Origin of the sequence: Pseudoalteromonas ardens (genome assembly GCF_030125445.1) — a bacterium.
Taxonomy (GTDB): domain Bacteria; phylum Pseudomonadota; class Gammaproteobacteria; order Enterobacterales; family Alteromonadaceae; genus Pseudoalteromonas; species Pseudoalteromonas ardens.
Window position 1 is genome coordinate 642,479 of sequence record NZ_JASJUV010000001.1, and the last position, 19,534, is coordinate 662,012.

Consider the following 19,534-nt stretch of genomic DNA (forward strand, 5'->3'; position numbering starts at 1 on the left):
GAACGGTCGGTGATCAGGATTTAGTCTACAGCAAAGAATGAACCAGAAAAATTGTATAGTGATAACAATTGGTTATATATTTCATGCTGCTATCAATTGCAAAAGCGGACCAAAAGTCCGGAATTGCCATGTTGCCATTGCTCAATCAGGCAGGGAGAAACCGTGAAAATACATAAATTACGTGCCGTACTGCTACCTATGGTGATGGCCCTGACAGCGGCTTGTCAAAGCACGCTAAGCGAGCGTCATTTGACACAATTTAAGCCGGGTGCAGAGCAGGCTTGTTATGACAGGGATACACAGCCTTATACGTTTGTAGTGGATGCCCATGCTCATTTTCGCCCTTTCGGTGGTGAGGCGGTTCCTTACCCTGAACTAATAGGTTATTTTCAGCCTGCGGGCGTGTTATTTGTGAATGCCTTTGGCATCGGACAAATGTTCAGCGCGCAAAGTGGTTGTCAGCGCTTTTCAGTGTGTCCGACGGGTGAAATTAAGCCGACCATCAGAAACGATATTATCAATGCATCCAATGCGTTATTGCACCCAAATACAGATGTTCATCTGACCCTGTCAATGAGCTTTGCCGACCTCAGTGAGCCGCAGTATGTCGCGCAAAAAATGGCATTGCTTGATGATGAATTTGGACCTGCATTTACCTGGATGGGCGAGGTGAATCTGGTAAAGCAGGCCTTGTTTGATCATTCGCACCGGGCAACGCCGCCGCAACGAATTGATGACTGGGCGCCGTTTATGGCCCGGCTCAGAGCACCTGAAGGCGGCAGGGCACCCATGCCTTTGTCCATCCATGCTGATATCGGCTCAGATCAGGCGCCAACCAAGTATTTGCATCTGATGGAAAGTGTGTTGGCCCGTTACCCGGAAAACCCGATTGTCTGGGTTCATATGGGGTTGTCACGGGAGCAAACGAAGCTGGATCCACAGCTGCATATCGCGATTTTATCGCGTCTGTTGGATGTCTATCCTAACCTGATGCTGGATATTTCATGGCGAGTTTTATATGAGGCGTATTTTCGTCATGCGGCAATACGAGAGCAGTATGTGGCATTTTTTAATCGTTATCCAAAACGTATTCTGACCGGCAGTGATTTTGTGGCAGCAAAAGGCTATCAACAAAGGGATTACAAGCGTGAAGTGGAGATCAACAGCCGCATTAACCAATATTTGAATGACGAGGCATTTCGATATATCGCGCTGGGGCAAAACTACTTTGATTTGATGAAGCTGGACTATCAGGCTCCTGAGGTATGCAAATAAATAAAATACTGACAGACCTTGTAGAACAATCTCCGCAGCCCGTCATGTCGCAGCAAGTTATCATCGCATGGCGGGCTTGATTATTTTTGCTCGTGTTGTTGGTACACCAGCTGTTCTTCATATTCATCAAGTGTTTGCTGATACTCCTGTGCTGAGATTTCTGTGAGTTGAAAGCGACGCTCTAAAATCAGCACTTGTTTGATGTAACGCATACTGGCTATAAAGGCCTGAGGGGCAACCTGCTTTGAGCGCTGTAGTGTGATCAGGTGCTCATTCAACTCACTTAACCCTTCCTGTGACAAGTTTTTACTGATCAAATTCTGAGTGAGCATATTATCCAGGTAGTGTGGGTAAACGAGTGGATTGCGGGTAAAAAAGTCGCCCTGTTCACCAAACTGTTCGGGATTTTCCTGGTAGATTTCATTGAGTTTGACGCTGTAGTCCAGGCTTTCTTCAACCACCGCTTCGGCGGCATTAAGTACCTTAATTAAGTCTTTAATTTCTTTTTTGTCTGCATCGTAATTGCTGATCGCAATTGCCAGTAGCACGCCGACTAGGGTGGCAACCAGGGTCAGAATGAAATTGCAGGCAACTTCGTAACGGAGCGTAAAAGCTTTGAATGAAGGGGTAAACAGTAAAGCGCTGAGTGCCAGCAGAGCAATGGTCAGTATGATATACAGCATAATTGGATATTTTTATTATTTTATAAATAAAGTATTGATTTTATTCTTATTATGCAACAAAAAAGCGAAAGAGGGTGAAGTTTGCTTGCTGCTTCACCCTGGTTTTAGGCTATAAGCGCTGTGTAGGTGCCTTGTGAGCGTGTGTATTCAGCCACTCGACCAGTGTGTCCAGTGCGCCTGGTGCAAAATCATCTTCCGTTAAATACAGTGCTGCTCGTATCGACAGCTCGGTTTTAAGCAGGGCGTGGGAAGCATTGCTGATCACCTTTTGAGTCAGCTTGTCTGATGCCCCCAGGGTACTGGCAAATATCTGTTGGCTATGCTCAATATCAACCCGGATATCTGAATCGCCAAATAGCGCCAGCATCGGAAAGTGGATCTGAGCAAATCCAAGACTGACGTCGGAGTCGATATTCGCACGTACAAAGCCAAAGCGTGCTTCATCCTCCAATGGTTGTGCCATAAATGGATGCAAGTGTAGGTCACTGCCCAGATAATCATTAAATCCGCTTTTAATGAGCTGATATTCCAGCTCGTTGAGCTCTTCAATCTCTTGCCACACGGCGGTGTCGTCAGGGTGAATTTTTTCTTCCTCTATCAGGCGCAACCACATGGTATATTTACTTTGTTCCCGCCAGTTTGCAGCGCCACCTATCAGGGCGGCAAAGGTGATTTTAGGTTCATTGCCTAATTCGGCCAGCACCCAGCTTGCCTGGCTGAAGCCAACCACACCAATGGGATTATTCGGATAACCATTTTGTCTAAGATAACGAATAGCACTGCGGACTTCCTCTGCACGTTGTGACATGGTTTGCGCCAGCCAGTCGCCATCAGAATTGCCAACGCCAGGTTTACTCCATGACAGCGTCGCGTATCGTTGTTCGTTTAACGTGGTGATAATTGGCTCAAAGTAGCCTTTGGCGCTGTGATCCATCGCGCCATCACCATGTACAAGCAAAATGATAGCATCGTTACTTTGGTGCACTTTAGGTACCACTAGTCTGGCCTGTAACGTGTTTTCGTCTGAACTGAAGGTGATGATACGGTCTTCAACCAGCTCCTGGTTACTGTTATGACAACCGCTGAGTGAGCAAAGTAGGATAAAAAAGAAGGCAGTGAAAAAAGTCGGATTCCATCTGGGCATTATGATCTCTCCTTTAATTGATACGTCCAATAATCAACAGACTCCTACCATATAGACTGACCCGCCCTAAGGGTGTAAAGCTCTGTGGAAAAGTTGTAATTAGCTGTAAGGCTTCAGCTAAGGTAAAGGTAATTTCTGTCCGAACCAATGGTTTTGGTCGCACCAAGGCTGATATAAGCGGCCTGTAACTTGTACGAGATGATTTTTGCTGTGTGGAAAAAGTGTTTGCCAGTTACGTCCATTATCTTTTTCTGAGAAATAATCTACAGTGAATACGCACAACGCAATGGCTACCAGAAACGCCAGTACTACACATACAGATCAAATAACTCAGGAGGGTAAAGTACGATGAAAAAAGTTCTAATTCCGGTCACCAACCACGCAACCTTAGGTGAAACAGATCAGGCAAATGGTACCTACGCCCCGGAGCTGACACATGTCGTTCATGTATTAAAAGCACAGGGAATTGCCTTTGAGCTAGCGTCTATTGGGGGTGGTCAGGTGCCTTTATATGGCACGGAAACGGAAGACGATGAGGTAAACCGGCAGATGCTTGAAGATCCTGAATTACAGGCAAAAATAGCCAATACGCTGAAAGCCTCAGAGCTGAATGTGAGCGATTATGATGCGATTTTCTACCCGGGTGGCTTTGGTCTGCTCAGCGATCTGGCAAGCGACGACCAGTTTGCTGTTTTGGCAGCGAGTCATTATGAAGCGGGTGGGGTGATAGCGGCAGTGTGCCATGGGCCAGCGGCCTTATTACCGATCACCCTGAGTACCGGTGAGCCGCTCATTGCGAATAAGTCAGTCACTTGCTTTACCCGCGAAGAGGAAATTGATTTTGGTACCATCAGCGATATTCCGTTCTTGCTTGAAGAAGCCATTGCTCGTAAAGCGGCGCAATACCGAAAAGTGCAGCCCTGGCAGGAACTGGTGGTCGAAGATGAACGCCTGATAACGGGTCAGAATCCGGCCAGCGCACACGCTGTGGGTGTGGCATTGGCTAAACATCTTACACAGTAATCATTGTTATCCTCGTCGGTCGTTTTTGATATGTGTACGGCCGACTTTTCTCAGACAAGGGATCCATGTTTTCATGATTAAAGTACACCATCTTAATCAGTCACGTTCAACTCGCGTACTGTGGCTGCTTGAAGAGCTTAAGCTGCCTTACGAAGTGGTACACCACGAGCGCGATCCGCATACCCGACTGGCACCAGCAAGCCTGGGCCAGGTTCATCCGCTAAATAAAGCGCCGGCCATTGAACACAACGGGCTGGTGCTGTGTGAGTCGGGGGCCATCATGGAGTATTTACTTGATCAGGCTGAGTCGACAGCGCTGCGCCCTGCAAAAAGCGATACCCATTATTATCAGTATCTTGAATGGTTACATTTCGCCGAAGGATCTCTGGCACTGCCGGTGATCACGACTTTGTTGCTGGGTATGGAACAGCGTGAGGGAAGCGCGCCAATGGATGGATACATTGCCAAAGAGCTGGCACTGGATCTGAGTTATATTGAAGCAACGTTGTCGCAGCAAACGTTTTTTGCTGGCCCGCAATTTAGCGCAGCAGACATTATGATGACCATCACGCTGGAGTTTGCGGCTAATCTTAAGCTGCTGGATGATAAACCACAGATACAGCGCTATCTTAACCAGGTACAAAGTCGCGAGGCTTATCAGGCTGCCAGAAAGCAAGGGTAAATTGTTTCTATGGGCTGCTTTGCTTTATCTGCGCAGAGCAGCTGTTTTTCTGGCGTTGACCACTGAATATCGATTTATTATCAATAAAAATAAAATACTGATTGTTTATTTGTCTGGATAATAAATCTTTATTAAATAATCTATGCTGTATCTGTACCGTGAGTGTGCTCCGGTTCTTTTTAATCGACCCTATTAACTTCAGTGAGCGATACAGTGATGACAAAAACCATATTAATTACCGGTGCAACCGATGGGATTGGACTGGCTACGGCGAGAACACTCCTTGAGCTGGGCCACCGTGTGATCTTACATGGCAGAAATGCTGAAAAGCTATCAGCGCTCAAAGCTGAACTTTCGGTGTATATCGAGCCGGAACGTGTTGCGACTTACACCGCAGATTTGAGTGTGATCAGTGATATTAAGCATCTGGTCAATACGCTTAAGCAGGCAGGTACTGAGCTGGATGTGCTGATCAACAACGCCGGTGTATTTGTGATACCAGAGCGAACCACGCCAGAGGGGATTGATGTACGCTTTATGGTGAATACCATTGCCCCTTATCTGCTGACCCAAGCGTTGCTGCCTGATATGAAGCAAGGTGCCAGAGTGATCAACTTATCATCGGCTGCACAGGCATCTCTGAAGCCACAAGAGATAATCGCATCCAGCAATTTGTCGGATAATGCGGCGTATGCCAAAAGTAAGCTGGCCCTGACCATGTGGTCGATGCAACTGGGCGCAGCCTCTGATGATTCCCAGGCGATGATTGTTGCGGTGAATCCCAAGTCTTTTCTGGGTTCAAAAATGGTTGAGCAGGCCTATGGTGTCGCCGGGGGCAATGTTCAGGAAGGCGCGGATATATTGGTTCGGGCGGCGTTGTCCGAGGAATTCTCAGGGGCGTCCGGCCAGTATTTTGACAATGACCATGGACGCTTTGCACGGGCCCATGATGACGCATATGATGAGCAAAAAGTAACAGAGTTACTCAAAGTCTTAGAGCATTTTCGTCAGCAATATGGGTTTGCGTAATGCATTTGCCACTGTGCTTTGACAGTGGCAATCAAGAGCGAACGATTACTCGAAGCGGGAAAATTGATTGAAAAACCCAAGCTGAGCCGGGTGATTTAACGCTTTTGGACGCAGTGACTGCACCTGAGGGATGATGTCCGCTTTATCCAGTCCAAGTTGATACATGATCAAACCAATGGCCAGTCCTGTGCGCCCTGAGCCGCCTTTACAGTGCACTGCAACAGTACCTTGTTCAGACAGAATGGCCTTAAGTTGCGGCCAGCTCTTCACAAATGCCTGCGTAAAGTCTTCATTAGGTGGGGCGTCATCTGCAATAGGCAACTGAAACCAAGACATGCCAAGGTCTTCGCACACCTGAGGTAAGGCGGTTGCCTCGTTACTTTCTAACTCCGAAGGGTACATGAGCGTCACAATAGCCTGTGCTCCGGCGTCACGCAATTGTCGTACTGACTCATCTAATGTGGTGCCCTTAGTGCCCGGGCATGGGGTAAATAACAACGCTGCGCCATTACCAAGGCGCAGCGTATCGAAAGGGTGTGAGGTCATTTAGTCTGTCTGTTCCTGTACTTTATACCGGTCAATTAATTCATCCATATCCATTGCGGCCTCTGCGATATTAGAGGCTGCCACGGCAATTTGTTCGGCCCCCGCTACTGTTTCGGTGGCCTTGGCAAATATTTCTACTATATGCCGGCTGACTTCGTCAATGGCGTTGCTTTGCTGCTGGGTATTCACTGACACCGAATCCGTCACTGATTCTACCTGCTTAGCCTGTTCGACTATTTTGCCTAACGCTTCTTTAATGAGTTCGGCACGCTCGGCAGCCTGCATGGCATTTTCTTTGCCCTGGGTGATAACGTCCGAGGCAGATTTAGCACTGGTTTGTAGTTCGCTCACGAGTGCAGAAATTTCTTCTGTAGACTGCTGAGTGCGACTGGCCAGGCTGCGGACTTCGTCGGCAACCACCGCAAAGCCGCGGCCCTGCTCACCAGCCCGGGCGGCCTCAATAGCCGCGTTCAGTGCCAGCAGATTGGTCTGTTCGGCAATGCTCTGGATCATATCAACCATACCCGAAATGCTGCCCACCCGCTCGTTCAGCGCATCGACGGATGTCGCAGACTTCTCCATATCAAGGGATGCTTGCTGGATCACTTGTACCGCGTCTGTCACGACCTTTTGACCATTGACTGATTCCTGCGACACGGACTTTGCCGCGGCTGCATTTTCTACCATAGAGTTGGCGATGACCTGAATATTGGCACTCATTTGCTCAGCCGCTGAGGCAATGGTTTGCACACCGGATTGCTGTTCAACCAAATTGGTCTGGCTCTGGCTGATGGCACAAGCGGTTTCGTGGGTTGATGTGGTGATTTTTTGCGATGCACGACCGAACTCAATCAGATCTTCAGCAAATTGTCGGGTCAGACTGTTGATATCGGTTGCTGATTTACCAAGCTCGTCGGAGCTAAGAATACCGATTTCATGCGCCAGATTGCGTTGTTCCATAGCGATGATGATGCCTTCTGCAATCTTGGCAGACTGCTGATGACGAAGCCGGATTGATATGAACAGCGCAGCTGTTATCAGTAAGCCTATTACCAGAATAATCAATTCAACCACCAGAACCGTAACCGCTGCTTCCTGAATTTTGATGGCCGTTTTATCGACCAGTGTCAGCGCTTTTTCTTCAGCTTCTTTGAGCGCATTAATCCGTTGAGTAGCGGCTGAGAACCAGGCTTCGGGATCTTGTCCGAACCCCGAATCCCGATCCGCGACGGTGGCCCTGAAAGCGTCAACGTTTTTCATGACTCTGCTGTTTAATGCCGAAGAAAACATGGCTTTCATTTCTGGGGGAGATGCTTCGAGTGCTTCAGTCAGATAGACTTCTTGTTTGGTGTGAAGCTGGGTATAGCGGGTGCGAAGTGCCGGGGTAAATTTATCTTGTGCAAACACATTTGTCAGAACCGCACGCTCTATGCCAGCAGACTCCTTGGCGCTGGAGAAGTTGTATATCGCCATTAACTCAGTGGCAACGATATAATCGCGGCTCAGACGCGCTGCTGTGATAACAATATGCAGGCCCTGATTGTTAATGTCGGTGTAGTATTTTAATGCTTCAGGCAGGCTCATAGAGAGCGAGCTGACTTTGCGCCTGACATTGTCGAGCTGGTCAAACTTTTGCAGCAATATGTTGAGCTCGCGCGTCATTTCTTCCGACAAGTCCCAGTGTATCACCTCACTTTTAAGCTTAGTGAGCTGACTTTCGGTCAGGCGGCGTTGCTGTGTCAGGTTGCTTTGAAATTTTTGGCCTTGCGAACCGATGAAGCCTGCAGAAGCCCCCCGCTCTTTTTGCGTTTCGTGTACCAGAGCGAGCACAGCATGGCTCAAAAAGGCATTGTATTCGGCGTCATAGGCGTCATTCATGCGTTTTGCTGACACTGACACATCATAAAAAATGACGCCGCCCAACAGCAAACATGGAAGCAGAACAACAAGGGTAAGGTGGCTGGATATGGTTTTAGCTATTGTTTTGAGCATGCACGACTCACTTCTTGGGGTTTTAGCGTAAATAGCTGTTTAAATATAGTGCGAAGTGACAATTTTGGATCACTTTACGCACACACTATTGCATAAAGTTTCGTTATTGATCCAGTAACTTCATAACATTTAATAAGAAAAAAATACTATGATTCTGTTGTGGGTACGTCATGTTTCTCTTACGGGTATGTTAATGGGGCTGGGCTTTTTTGATGGGGAAGGGGGGAGTGTCACAGACTAAAGGCTTACTGTGACACTTTTCTGGCTAACGCAGTCGTATTTTTAAACTCTGATTTTGTTGCGTGACGTGTACCGCCAGTTGTGGGAACTGGGGGGCGCCTGTGAGTGTGGCATTATTGCTAAAACCATAAGGCTCAGTTGGTATACCAAAGCGGTTTCGATTCAGCCTGCCGTCGTTGTTGAGGTCCTGATAAACCATAAAGCTGTACTGTCCGGGTTCTACGTCGCGTAATATGAGTTCAGGCTGGTTGCCAGATACGTGCTGTTGCGCCACCCGCCATGCTTGTTGCTGTGTAAACGCGGCCGGAGAGTCATAAGCGACGAGCTTCAGGGTACCAGATTGGTGTGCCAAACCACTGAATGTGATGGTCAGATCCTGTGCCATCGCACTGGTTGAAAGTGCGGCAAGCATACAGGCGAGGGCGGTGGTGCGAGTAATATGTTTAGTCATGTCAGTTATCCTTTGATGAGTCATTGTGTTGATGGGATAACTTTACGAAATGGCGCGGGTGATTACGTGTGTGATCTGTCATGACAAGGGCATGACAGATGTCATTCGTACTCAAAAAACAGGCTTGTTGTTTACACCTCCTGAGCTGAGCAAGTCCTCCTAGATGGCAAGGGCCTTTACACTTGCTAAGGTTGTAACTGGGTTTTGCACCAAGCCCCATTTTCATGCTGGTAGAGCTCGCGTTCATGGAGCCTGTTTTCTTTGAAGGTCAGAAACTCGATACTGAGCGGTTGTATAACAAAGCCACCCCAGTCTTCGGGGAGTGGTATTGTTTGTGCCTGAAAGTCATTACCAAGTGTTTCGAGTTTGCTGGTAACGGCTTGCATGGATACCAGCGGCTGGCTTTGCTGACAGACTAAGGTGGTGAGCTGAGCGTCATGACTGCGGCTTTGCCAATAACGCAGTGCATCGGCACGGCTGATCTCGTATGCCAGTCCTTTAACACGAACCTGATAGCCCAGGGCGTCCCACCAGGCTGTCATGGCCACTTTGGGATTACGTCGTAAGTCTTGCCCTTTTTGCGAACCCAGGTGAGTGCAAAAAGTAAAACCGGCATCACTCACCGCTTTAAGATCGACAAAACGACCACAGGGGAAGCCCTGTTCGTCTATGGTAGAAACGCAAACGGCACTGCGTTGTTTTAGATTAGGCTGAGCTTTGGCCTGTTGCCACCAGGACAGAAACTGTTCGATAGGGTTATTCATCACGACTCCTTGTTGAGTTGTTTTTCTTTACCATGGCATGTTCCTACTTCGGTTTCAAATGATCCATACAATGGTTGCGCGCGTATGAAATACAGGTCCCATTGCTGCGATGTGACCAGCAGGTAGGGCCTCAACAATTTTATTTTTAATATCTTTGCAAGGTGTTTCGGCTTACCCTATGTTTAGTGTGGTTGAAGCCTTGGTGATAAGGAAATATGAATGGCTGATTTAACGGTAAAAGGTGTGATTTTTGACCTGGATGGTACCCTGGTAACCTCCTCACTTGACTTCGCGTTGATCAAAGCGCAGGTCGGCTGTGATCGTGATGCAGACTTACTCGATTTCGTCGAGTCTTTACCTTCTCCTTATATGCGCGAAGAAGCCATGGCGCTGATCCATCAACATGAGATGCAGGACGCACAGCATGCCGAGCTAATCCCCGGCGTAGTAGACACAGTGTCATTTTTTAAATCTATTGGCATACCTATGGCCATCGTCACGCGTAACTACTCCAAAGCTGCGCAATTAAAGCTTGAGCGATGCGGCCTGGAGCTGGACTATATGTTAACACGCGAAGATGCGCTACCTAAGCCGGATCCTCAGGCATTGCATATGGTTGCTGATAGCTGGTCTTTACCGTATCAACACTGTGTTTATGTGGGTGATTATAAATACGACATTGAAGCTGCACAGCGTGCCAGCATGCATGCTTGTTTGTTTGCTCCCGTTGGCCTGCCAGACTATGCTCAGCAGGCTGATATCATCATTGAGCGATTTGTTGACCTACCTGTGGCACTTGGCCTGCATCATCGGTCCCGAACTGGCCAGTTTGCCTAAAAATCTCAGAGTAAATATCGCAATATCGGGCAATTCTCGTCTGGGTATGGCCCAAAATGCAATGTCTTGTTAGAATCTTGTCCAATTTAATTTGCACAAACGAGAATTAAGATGGGTAGAGCATTTGAAGTCCGCAAAAACGCCATGGCAAAAACGGCAGCGGCAAAGACCAAAGTAAACTCAAAATATGGTAAAGAGATCTATGTAGTCGCAAAAAATGGTGGCGCTGATCCAGACACCAACCTCTCCCTTCGTCGTTTGATCGATAAAGCTAAGAAAGACCAGGTTCCGGCACACGTTATTGAAAAAGCGATTGAAAAAGCGGCCGGTGGTGCAGGTGAAGATTACTCACCAGCACGTTATGAAGGTTACGGCCCTGGTAACTGTATGGTGATTGTGGACTGTCTGACAGACAACCCAAACCGTACTATCAAGGATGTACGTCTGCCGTTCACTAAGACAGACTCAAAAATTGGTAGTCCGGGCTGTGTTGCTCACATGTTCGATCACTTTGCTATCCTTGGCTTCGCCGGTGATGACGATGAAGCCGTACTGGAAGCGCTGATGATGGCGGATGTTGACGTGACGGACGTTGAAGTAGAAGACGGTCAGGTTTCTGTGTTTGCACCACATACTGAGTACTTCAAAGCGAAAACTGCCCTGATCGAAGCGTTTGACGGCATCACTTTCGAAGTAGATGAGATTACCTGGGTACCGCAAACACACGTTGAGATCACAGGTGAAGACGATCTGGCAAACTTCGAGAAGTTTATCAACATGCTGGAAGACTGTGACGACGTACAAAACGTATATCACAACGCCATTGTGAAAAACTAATCTGTTGCGGCAGATAAGTTGCCTTTCTGGGCGCAAAATTAAGAAAGCCGGGCTAGTGCGCTCGGCTTTTTTGTTGTTTTGTGTACATACTCTGGGTAAGTTGCAGACTAAGCTGAGTGACCAATATCAATCAGACCACGAAGTTAATGACTGAAGAACAATGGAATAAGGCGATTCTGGACAGTGGTTCAGACCCTGATTTAGTCTATGCAAAGTCGGTATTTTATAACCAAACGGATGAAGTAATATTTGGCCGTTTTCGGGCAAATTTTATTGAACGAGCGGACGAGCTTAGGTTTATGCCTCCACTGTTATTCAATGCTTATCTGGGCTACTTTACCCGCTACCTCACAGAGCACGAGCACCTTGACGATGATAAACCCTCACTGGCAGATTGCTTTACTACCTTGCTAGAAGAAAAGCTTGCTGATCGGGTATCGTTTGAAGATCCTCTTTGGCACAAATGTCGCGAAGCGGTCACGTTTCTTTTGCAAAGTCCGGGAGAATATACTGGCGACCCGGATATATACGTCAATCTGCCTGAGCGGCTGAATAGGTTGGAGAAAACCTTCTCGTCTGGGTCAACTGAATAACACAAGTATAGGTAAGAGGCCCATAGCGGGCCTCAAGATACAATTAGCAGGTTATTTAGCAGCTGTATCAAGCCCGGTGGTGCTCATAACATTCTGCCAGCTAACGTATTTAAAGTTTTGTGGTTTATCTGGAAAGCGGTTACGACCGTCCTGAATCACCAGCAGGCCTTCGGGATAGTCTGGCGTACGCAGGCGGGTGGATAAAGCCAGACCATCCGTTTCTGATGCCCCATCAATGCCGTTAAAGCCATCCAGACCGACGCGAAACCCGGCCAGATGTCGGTATGGGGGCGTTGCTTCGTATAGTTGATAGCTGTTGTTGCCCTGACTGGAAACGACCAGAACAGGTGATTTGCCAAACGATAAGGCAAGGCCTTCGACGTCATCAACCAGGTGCTCACCCACTTTGGCTACTGACACAGGTTGGCTGTTATCCGCCGGGTTCAGGCTGGTGGCCCAAATCCCAACATCTTCTTCGCCAATAAACAAGCGGCCGCGCTCATCATCTGCCACACAGCCTTCCGGTTGTGAGTTCAATGATATTTGGCGTACTTTGGCGGCGGCAATTTTGCCTGTGTTAGCTTGTAATGCGTACTGAATTGTCAGACCGGCTTTATTATTGGCAAATACATAATGGGTGCCTTCAAAAGCGGCCATACAGAGACCATAAATTTCATCAAGCCCGGCTGCCACAGTTCCTAGCCTAAACACTGTGCCATCAGCTTCAATACCATAAAATGCGAGACTATCATCATTGCGCTTGCTTGCAGCAGCGATACTGATGGTGCGACCCTGCCAGCTGAAACCATCGCGCAGGTCGACGTTATTGAGTCGACCATCTTTGAACTGTTGCAACAGGTTACCTTTGAGGTCATAGACTTCCAGACCTTGTTTTTTGTGTGTCCCCAGTACCAGAGAAGCAGCGGGGTTACTCGGATGCACCCAGATGGCTGGGTCATCCATCGCATCGCCAAACTGCTCAGCAGGGTGGCTCTGTGCCTTAGGTCGAACTATTGGTAGCGTCTGCGCAGTTGGGGCTGATTTAAGAGCAATATGCGTACTGGTATAACTGCTTTGTTGTTCGTTGACGAAGCTCAGCTCGGCAGTTTGTTGCCCCGGTGACTGGCTGAGGTTCATCATAGTGGCTTCGTAATTTTTGAGCACTAACGTGTCAGCGGACATCCAGCTGTCTGCGGCATCTGGCGTATCCCAGTACAGGATCTCCAGGCCATTTTCCAGTAACGCAAAGAGTTCTCCAGAGTCACTGGTTGCCAGGCTTATTGCCGGTGCTTGCTGCTCGCCGTATGGGGCAACCAGAGAGACCGGATAATATTGTGGATTGTCTTCAATGCGCGCTGAGTAGCGCCAGATCCCCAGTGGTTCGCTGATGTAGAGGTAGCCATTGCCAGGGTCCACGGCACAGGAGTCGGCGTCGTAGGGCAAAGACAATGAGCGCAGTAGTAAAGGGGCCTGAAGCCAGTGTTGCTGCTGGCGAAGCAGCCATTGTTCCGCCCTGCCACGTCCATCGGAAACAAAGATAGACAGGGTCTGATCTGCCGGATCTGCAAATAAGCAGAAGTTATCGACCAGGAGTCCGGTTTGCGTGAGTTCAAAACGTGGTTTCAGTTGTGCATCAGTGACATCCAGCGTGCCCACAAATACACTGTCTTTGCTGCCTTCAAGTGCGGCATATAGCCACTGGTTATTATTTATCGCATTGAGGCGGAGTTGTTTGAATGCGCCCGGGAGCTGTGCTTTGAGTACATTACCCTGATGCAAACTGAGTCCATGTTGCTCTGACGCCGTCAATACCTGATCTGTTCCGGGCAAGGGCCAGCTGTCAACAATCGCCGCGACAGAGCCTTGTATTTTGGTTTGCAGTGGCTGCTTAACTACTTGTTGTGTTTGCTGGCTTTGGCAGGCGCTCAATGCGCCCAGTAGACCTAAGGTAAGCATGATTTTAGATAAGGTTTGTATGTTCATATTTTTGCTCCGACATCACTGAGAACTGACAGAAGCGCGCCTACATCAGGTGTTGTGTTCAGGCCGCCAAACCATCAACGGGTGTAAAGAGAGCGGCTACCTTAAGCAGGTAATGTGACAGTTCTGTTTCATCCTGTTCTGGGTTTGGCGGTCGATGGACCTAAAACGATGCAGATAGAACAATATCGTAGTAATGGTGAGCTACTTTGTCTTAAGAGCATCGACTTTATTTCATATAAAGCGCAATAAAATCATAGTGATATTTGGTTTGATTTAGAGGGCTGTATAACCCGCAGCAAGTTAAGTGAGCTATTCTGGCCGGGTCCAATTAGCTCAGACCATTATTGAGCTTGCCTTAAAAGTGTCATATATCCGAGCTAGGATACCCGGATGAATGTGTAATTGGCTAAAAAATGAAGAATGTCAGCAGCTTATGTTTAACTCTCTGTGTCAGTATCTTGCTGACTATGTTGGCGCTCTTCATCGGTGACCTGAAATCTGTGAATGACATCGATTGGGTTGACGCCGTGGGCGAAGCCACCACGTCGATGATGGCAGCTATTTGGTTTATTCTCTTGATGTTGTGTCGTCCAAGAGGCCGGGTTACCACGGTATTGCTGCTGGGCTCTGCAACCTACTGGCTCACGACCTGGCTGGACCTATTGGATGAGTTCATTGCTTACCCGCTACAGAGCCACCTGTTTACCTGGCTTGAGTCGCTGCCTGCCCCGGTTAGTATGACCTTGTTAACCTGGGGACTAGTCACCTGGTATCGCGAACAGCAAGCGGTCAACCGTCAGTTGAAACAAAGGGAGCATTTTCATCGTGAACATAGCCTGATCGACCCCGTTACTCAGCTTTACAGCCTGCGCTACTTGTTGATCCAGCTTAACCGTGAAGCGGTATTGCACGATAAACGCAACCAGCCGCTTTCGTTGGTGATGGTTGATATAAAGGGTTTTGCTCATTACAACCGGGTACATGGTGTGCAAAAAGGCGACGAGTCTCTCAATGAGGTTGCCTCTGCGCTGGAAATAGCGCTGCGAGAAACGGATCTGGCGTGCCGTTACACCAGTGATCGGTTTGCGGTTTTACTGCCCGAAACACCACCGGATGAAGCCAGAGTACTCTCGCAGTTGATCCAGGCGTGTTGTAACTCAGCGCTAAAGGGTGCGTTGACTGTGACCACAGTACAGGCCACCCGAATTGCCGGGGAATCAGAGCACGCTCTGTTCGAACGACTGAATCAGCAGCTGGCAGGAGCGAAACGCACGAGCTCTGTGGCCATGGATGGGGAGGATGTGCGATGTCTTTGAAATTTGCCTATTTGCATGATAAGCGCATGCCCGCACACTTCCTGATTACCATATTAGAGCTGGCAGAACACTATCAGATAAAACCACAGCACCTGATCCGTGGGTCTCAGTTGTTTCTTGAAGATTTAGCCTACCCGGGGGCCCAGGTTGCCCCAATCAACGTACTTATTATCCTGAAAAAGCTCAAGCGAGAACTTGCAGAACAACCGCAATTGGCGATGGAGCTGGGACAAAGAATCGCGACCGGACATGGTCATGTTTTGTTTGACTTGTGGCGGTATGCCCCTGACCTGCACAGCGCACTGACGGCCTGGGCAAGAGTGCAAAAAGGATTTGAGACGCTGATCCAGTTTAATGTTGAGCGACATCAGGGCAAGCTGTATATCAGGCTGACTGAATCAGCGTCGTTGAGCACTCAACAGCGAATGGTGTTTGAGATTGTCCTGTCGGCCTGCCGCTTATTGCTGAAAGAGCAGCTTGGTGCACAGACCTGGATACAGATAGAGCTACCCTGGTCGCAACCCGGGCAGGATTTTCATTATCCGGTCTATCTGGGTGAGCATGTACGGTTTAATGCACCGCGTTGCGCGATTGTACTGCCCGACGAGGTGATGTATCAGCCTTTTAAAGAGGCCAGTGCATTGCGCTTTGCTCAGGCAAAACGCAGTGCCAGCCAGCTTTCGCACCCTCCGCAATTACTGCAGGCACACTTACGCCGTTTGTTTCGAAAGAACCTTGGGCAGGCCTGGTCGCTGGAATATACCGCCAATTATCTGGGTATGAGCCCGGCCACACTCAAGCGTCGTCTCAAACAAGACGGCACCAATTTCAAATTGTTGGTTGATGAAGTGAGGGGGCAAGAAGCGTTGCACCTGATGGATCTCAATCAGTGGAATAACAGCCAGCTTGCCAGCACCATGGCGTTTGCCGATGTGCATAGCTTTCGTCGCGCGTTTAAGCGCTGGACGGGCGCTGTGCCAAGTGCCTTTCGCTGTGGCTCTTAAGCTGGAGGTGTCAGAGTCGGTTGCCTAACTTAATCATAGGGTTTGGTGTGCCTGAACGATTACGAAAGCAGCAATGATAAAGTCCTGTCAAAAGTGTGTTGAGCTTCAATGTTTAAGTCAAAAAACAATTTAGCACACAACGAACATACTCTCAGATTCAGTACCCATAGCACCCTTTGGATGTAATTGGTTGTAATTGATCTTGATGGTTTTGAATACGATCCTTTTGATGAAATGATTTTTATTATCATTTCACTCTTTTGGTTGCTAATAGTAATCATCACTGACATTAATACTAAATACGGAAGGAAGAGAGCATGTTTAAATATGTTACCCCTATTTTCCTGGTTTTTATGAGCCAGGATGCATCTTCGAAAATAGTTGAATCAAATCCAGAAGTAGACGTTTTATCTCACGAATATGAGGCTTTTAAAGCCCGCATCGAGCAGGAGTACTTGGTTAAGTCGCAGGCTACAGACACTTTAGAGGAAAGTGTCAAAGCTAATATGCAGCCGGCTTCTGGCAGTGAGTTACTGGGCGTTAAAGTCAACGGATACTGTGCTTCAAAATGGAATAGTCAGCTATTTCCATGTAGTTATAGCTCCTCTTATAAAGGGTTTATATTAAATCCAACCTCTGGGGGATACTATACAATTTCGCCAGTTAATAACCCCAACCGATGTTTTCATCGCACTACCAATGCTAGTTCCTTTGTATGGACTGAAAACTGTGATGGCTCTTCCAATCAGAAGTGGTGGGTCGTATTGACCAACAATAGTATTTCAGTTCGATCTTCTACTGACTTTTATAAAGCTTTGACCATGTACAGTATGAATTTTCCAGAAAGGTTTATCCGCCTCGAAAGTACTTACAGTAGTGGGCATCCTAAATCGGAACAGAAGATTTGGTATAGAGCAAATTTGTAAGTCCGGCTAATTGATGAATATCGTAATGAACTCGTTTAGCGGTATCTACGTCGGCAACTTTCGTTATTACGTAGGTCATGGCACCAATTTGGCGCGTAAGGTGAAAAAATGCCAGGCGGCATCATAAATACTAAGATAAGGCTGATATGTAGGAAACAATGTGGCGGTAGTCTTTAGGGTTGTGATATGTAACGAGGCCCCCTTTAATAGGGAGCCTCGAAATTAAAGTTACCTCTTAAGCAGCTGGCTTTAATTAAGATTACAAGTCAAATGTTCTTGAAATCGCGAACACAAACCGGTCGTCGGAATGTTCGCCATCAATCGTGGTGTCTTCCAGCGTAAAGGTCAGATCGAAATCAAACTGGGTGGTGGAATAAGAGATATAATAGTGTGTATAGGAGCTGTCTAGCCCGAGTTCATCCCAGGCATGTTTATCTGCATCGAATGAGTTAGATACATCGCCGCTCAGGGTAATAGAGTGGTTATCGGCGATATCAAAAGTATGCGACAGCATCGTGATGGTATGACCAACATCTTTACCGGCGTAATCCCAGCTGTACCACAGGTTGATATTCGTCGTCCCCAGGCTACTGGCATAGGCAAACTTGGAATAGACTTCTGGGTAGTTAAAGCTGCTGGCGTCGGTGAAGCCATGGTAGCTGTAATAGGCAATACCATAGTCCAGTGACCAGGCACTTGAAAGGTCAGTGGTGTTACCAACGTAAAAGTCGAGTTCATGGCTGGTGTCGTCACCAAAATCTACCCCTGATCCCCAAGTACCCACATACCAACCCGCATCATCGGCATAGTCCAGGCTGCCCTGAATAGTCGCATCGCCTTGCGTCTGTGAAACACCGTTAAAGGTATAGTCAGACGTAGCAGTAATGGTGGTCGACAAACCTGCTACAGCGAGATTAGATAGCATAGCCAAAGGGAGTGCGCAGAGTGTCGTTTTTAAATTTATTTTCATTTCTTTTGAACCTTAGTTTACGGTCTCGATACGGCTGAAGTCGATGGTATTCTCTTTAGGTGAACGGGTAATGTTGGCCACTGTTTTGAATTTGCTGTAGCAAATATAGCCAAAACAGCCAAAAAAGAGCGCAATAACCAGTGCACCAACCCATTGTATCTGCAAAAAGTTTAGTTTAAATAGCAGCGTCAGCAATGACAAGGCGGCAATATTAAACAAAATATAATTGCGTTTCCCGAGTTTTTTAACCGTCAAACCCAGGTTGTCGGTATACAGTCGAACTAATGAATCCAGAGAGTTGATCACGAAAATCACGCCAACCACCACCATGGCAAGGTTTTTAATCCCTGCTGTGTCAATGCCTGCTTCATGATAGTGATATAAAACACTAAACCAGACAGCGATGGGAATAGACGGGAACACCAGCATTGCAGCCAGTACCTGATAGGTTTTCAGGCCACCGACAAAACGAGAGGTGAACTGACCTATCATAATGCTCCACGCAAACCACCAGAACAGATAAAATTCGTGGTAATCGTTAAGTGGCAACACAAACTCGTTGATATTGCTAAAGTAGCCACCCAGTAGCGCAATGTTATTCGTAAAGGCGCTCATCTCACTGTTACCAAATACGAACGCAGAGGCCCACATAAAGGCGATCAGGGCGAGAAACATCCAGGTCGTAGAGATACTCAGAATGCGTACATACTTCAGGCTGGTGCTTGAATACACCGCAAAACAAATGGCGGCGAACACGATGAGATAAAAGGTTGGAATAATGGACTCGCCATCGCCCACACTTGGCATATACCAGGGCAGGTTAGTCAGCAACAGATAAGCCGTAAAGGCGCAAGTACCAATAATAACAACATTGTTGATAAATTTAACCCAGGGAATTTCGAAGAACTTCACCTTAGGTTCTATTACGCAGAAATAAAAACACGTCAGAAAATAAAATCCCCAGATCAGGAAGCCCCAAAAGCCAAATTCAATGGCAAGTGGATTGGCAAACGCATACTCTGGGCTTGCTTTTATGTCTGCGTAACCCGCAAACTCCGTCAGCGGAAACATGATAAGTCCAACATCCAGGCCGGACGTAAATAAGATAGCAATAAAGGTAAAAGTTTTAACCGGTGTCACACCGACACAGCGTAGGTTCCCCCATTTTAATAGGATAAAAGCGATGGCAACTAGGGTAAATACAATGCCTGCACTAAGCCATACTGTCATTGTCACCCT

Annotated in this window: 19 protein-coding genes and 1 pseudogene; 11 read left to right on the top strand and 9 right to left on the bottom strand. The window is 47.6% G+C overall.

The annotated features are described in order from the left end of the window. Positions 1 to 162: 162 nt before the first annotated feature. Positions 163 to 1,275 (top strand): amidohydrolase family protein, encoded by a 1,113-nt coding sequence (locus tag QNM19_RS02515; RefSeq protein WP_049865859.1) that lies wholly within the window; start codon positions 163 to 165, stop codon positions 1,273 to 1,275. Positions 1,276 to 1,355: 80 nt separating this feature from the next. On the opposite strand, the gene QNM19_RS02520 is transcribed toward QNM19_RS02515, so the two are convergent. Continuing rightward, positions 1,356 to 1,958 carry a hypothetical protein gene (locus QNM19_RS02520; protein WP_049865858.1) on the bottom strand — a complete coding sequence of 201 codons (603 nt, stop codon included), beginning with the start codon at positions 1,956 to 1,958 and terminating at the stop codon, positions 1,356 to 1,358. A 109-nt stretch (positions 1,959 to 2,067) separates the two neighbouring features. Then, positions 2,068 to 3,102 carry an alpha/beta hydrolase gene (locus QNM19_RS02525; RefSeq protein WP_049865857.1) on the bottom strand — a complete coding sequence of 345 codons (1,035 nt, stop codon included), beginning with the start codon at positions 3,100 to 3,102 and terminating at the stop codon, positions 2,068 to 2,070. Between the two features lie 348 nt (positions 3,103 to 3,450). Here QNM19_RS02525 and QNM19_RS02530 point away from each other — a divergent pair, with 348 nt between their 5' ends. From QNM19_RS02530 to QNM19_RS02540, 3 genes are all read left to right on the top strand, one after another. Next, on the top strand, positions 3,451 to 4,125 hold the full coding sequence (locus QNM19_RS02530) for a type 1 glutamine amidotransferase domain-containing protein (protein ID WP_049865856.1): 675 nt from the start codon (positions 3,451 to 3,453) through the stop codon (positions 4,123 to 4,125). A 73-nt stretch (positions 4,126 to 4,198) separates the two neighbouring features. Continuing rightward, positions 4,199 to 4,807: a glutathione S-transferase family protein gene (locus QNM19_RS02535; protein ID WP_049865855.1), complete on the top strand. Its 609-nt coding sequence runs from the start codon at positions 4,199 to 4,201 to the stop codon at positions 4,805 to 4,807. Positions 4,808 to 5,023: 216 nt separating this feature from the next. Next, complete coding sequence (locus tag QNM19_RS02540; protein WP_284026275.1) at positions 5,024 to 5,836, top strand: SDR family NAD(P)-dependent oxidoreductase; 813 nt, start codon at positions 5,024 to 5,026, stop codon at positions 5,834 to 5,836. Positions 5,837 to 5,881: 45 nt separating this feature from the next. Here the strand turns inward: QNM19_RS02540 and QNM19_RS02545 are convergent, their stop codons facing one another. The 4 genes and pseudogenes from QNM19_RS02545 to QNM19_RS02560 form a co-directional block, all read right to left on the bottom strand. Further along, on the bottom strand, positions 5,882 to 6,382 hold the full coding sequence (locus QNM19_RS02545) for a phosphatase domain-containing putative toxin (protein ID WP_049865854.1): 501 nt from the start codon (positions 6,380 to 6,382) through the stop codon (positions 5,882 to 5,884). After that, positions 6,383 to 8,374 (bottom strand): methyl-accepting chemotaxis protein, encoded by a 1,992-nt coding sequence (locus QNM19_RS02550; protein ID WP_049865853.1) that lies wholly within the window; start codon positions 8,372 to 8,374, stop codon positions 6,383 to 6,385. 265 nt (positions 8,375 to 8,639) lie between these two features. Further along, entirely contained in the window at positions 8,640 to 9,065 is a 426-nt protein-coding gene (locus tag QNM19_RS02555; RefSeq protein ID WP_049865852.1) for a DUF2141 domain-containing protein, read from the bottom strand. Between the two features lie 185 nt (positions 9,066 to 9,250). Further along, positions 9,251 to 9,835, bottom strand: a pseudogene (locus tag QNM19_RS02560) (pyridoxine/pyridoxamine 5'-phosphate oxidase); the annotation flags it as partial. A 213-nt stretch (positions 9,836 to 10,048) separates the two neighbouring features. Here QNM19_RS02560 and QNM19_RS02565 point away from each other — a divergent pair. The 3 genes from QNM19_RS02565 (at position 10,049) to QNM19_RS02575 (ending at position 12,096) form a co-directional block, all read left to right on the top strand. Further along, a complete protein-coding gene (locus QNM19_RS02565; protein WP_049865850.1) occupies positions 10,049 to 10,666 on the top strand; it encodes an HAD family hydrolase in 618 nt (205 codons plus the stop codon). Between the two features lie 111 nt (positions 10,667 to 10,777). Then, positions 10,778 to 11,503 (top strand): YebC/PmpR family DNA-binding transcriptional regulator, encoded by a 726-nt coding sequence (locus QNM19_RS02570; RefSeq protein ID WP_010384392.1) that lies wholly within the window; start codon positions 10,778 to 10,780, stop codon positions 11,501 to 11,503. A gap of 146 nt (positions 11,504 to 11,649) precedes the next feature. Continuing rightward, positions 11,650 to 12,096: a hypothetical protein gene (locus tag QNM19_RS02575; RefSeq protein ID WP_284026278.1), complete on the top strand. Its 447-nt coding sequence runs from the start codon at positions 11,650 to 11,652 to the stop codon at positions 12,094 to 12,096. 51 nt (positions 12,097 to 12,147) lie between these two features. Here QNM19_RS02575 and QNM19_RS02580 read toward each other — a convergent pair whose 3' ends face one another. Then, the gene (locus QNM19_RS02580; RefSeq protein ID WP_284026279.1) at positions 12,148 to 14,079 is read right to left on the bottom strand and encodes a phytase; all 1,932 of its coding nucleotides are present in this window, start codon (positions 14,077 to 14,079) and stop codon (positions 12,148 to 12,150) included. Positions 14,080 to 14,193: 114 nt separating this feature from the next. On the opposite strand from QNM19_RS02580, the gene QNM19_RS02585 reads away from it, so the two are divergent. The 4 genes from QNM19_RS02585 (at position 14,194) to QNM19_RS02600 (ending at position 17,325) form a co-directional block, all read left to right on the top strand. Further along, on the top strand, positions 14,194 to 14,328 hold the full coding sequence (locus tag QNM19_RS02585) for a hypothetical protein (protein WP_284026280.1): 135 nt from the start codon (positions 14,194 to 14,196) through the stop codon (positions 14,326 to 14,328). Between the two features lie 164 nt (positions 14,329 to 14,492). Then, the gene (locus QNM19_RS02590; protein ID WP_049864399.1) at positions 14,493 to 15,395 is read left to right on the top strand and encodes a GGDEF domain-containing protein; all 903 of its coding nucleotides are present in this window, start codon (positions 14,493 to 14,495) and stop codon (positions 15,393 to 15,395) included. Next, positions 15,386 to 16,399 carry an AraC family transcriptional regulator gene (locus tag QNM19_RS02595; protein WP_049864400.1) on the top strand — a complete coding sequence of 338 codons (1,014 nt, stop codon included), beginning with the start codon at positions 15,386 to 15,388 and terminating at the stop codon, positions 16,397 to 16,399. Before QNM19_RS02590 ends, QNM19_RS02595 begins: the two co-directional genes overlap by 10 nt. A gap of 317 nt (positions 16,400 to 16,716) precedes the next feature. Beyond that, positions 16,717 to 17,325, top strand: a complete 609-nt coding sequence (locus QNM19_RS02600) for an RICIN domain-containing protein (protein WP_049864401.1) — start codon at positions 16,717 to 16,719, stop codon at positions 17,323 to 17,325. 259 nt (positions 17,326 to 17,584) lie between these two features. On the opposite strand, the gene QNM19_RS02605 is transcribed toward QNM19_RS02600, so the two are convergent. Both QNM19_RS02605 and QNM19_RS02610 read right to left on the bottom strand, forming a co-directional pair. Next, positions 17,585 to 18,295, bottom strand: coding sequence for a TorF family putative porin (locus tag QNM19_RS02605; RefSeq protein WP_049864402.1), 711 nt, complete (start codon positions 18,293 to 18,295; stop codon positions 17,585 to 17,587). Between the two features lie 12 nt (positions 18,296 to 18,307). Further along, positions 18,308 to 19,525, bottom strand: coding sequence for a choline transporter (locus QNM19_RS02610; protein ID WP_049864403.1), 1,218 nt, complete (start codon positions 19,523 to 19,525; stop codon positions 18,308 to 18,310). Positions 19,526 to 19,534: the final 9 nt, after the last annotated feature.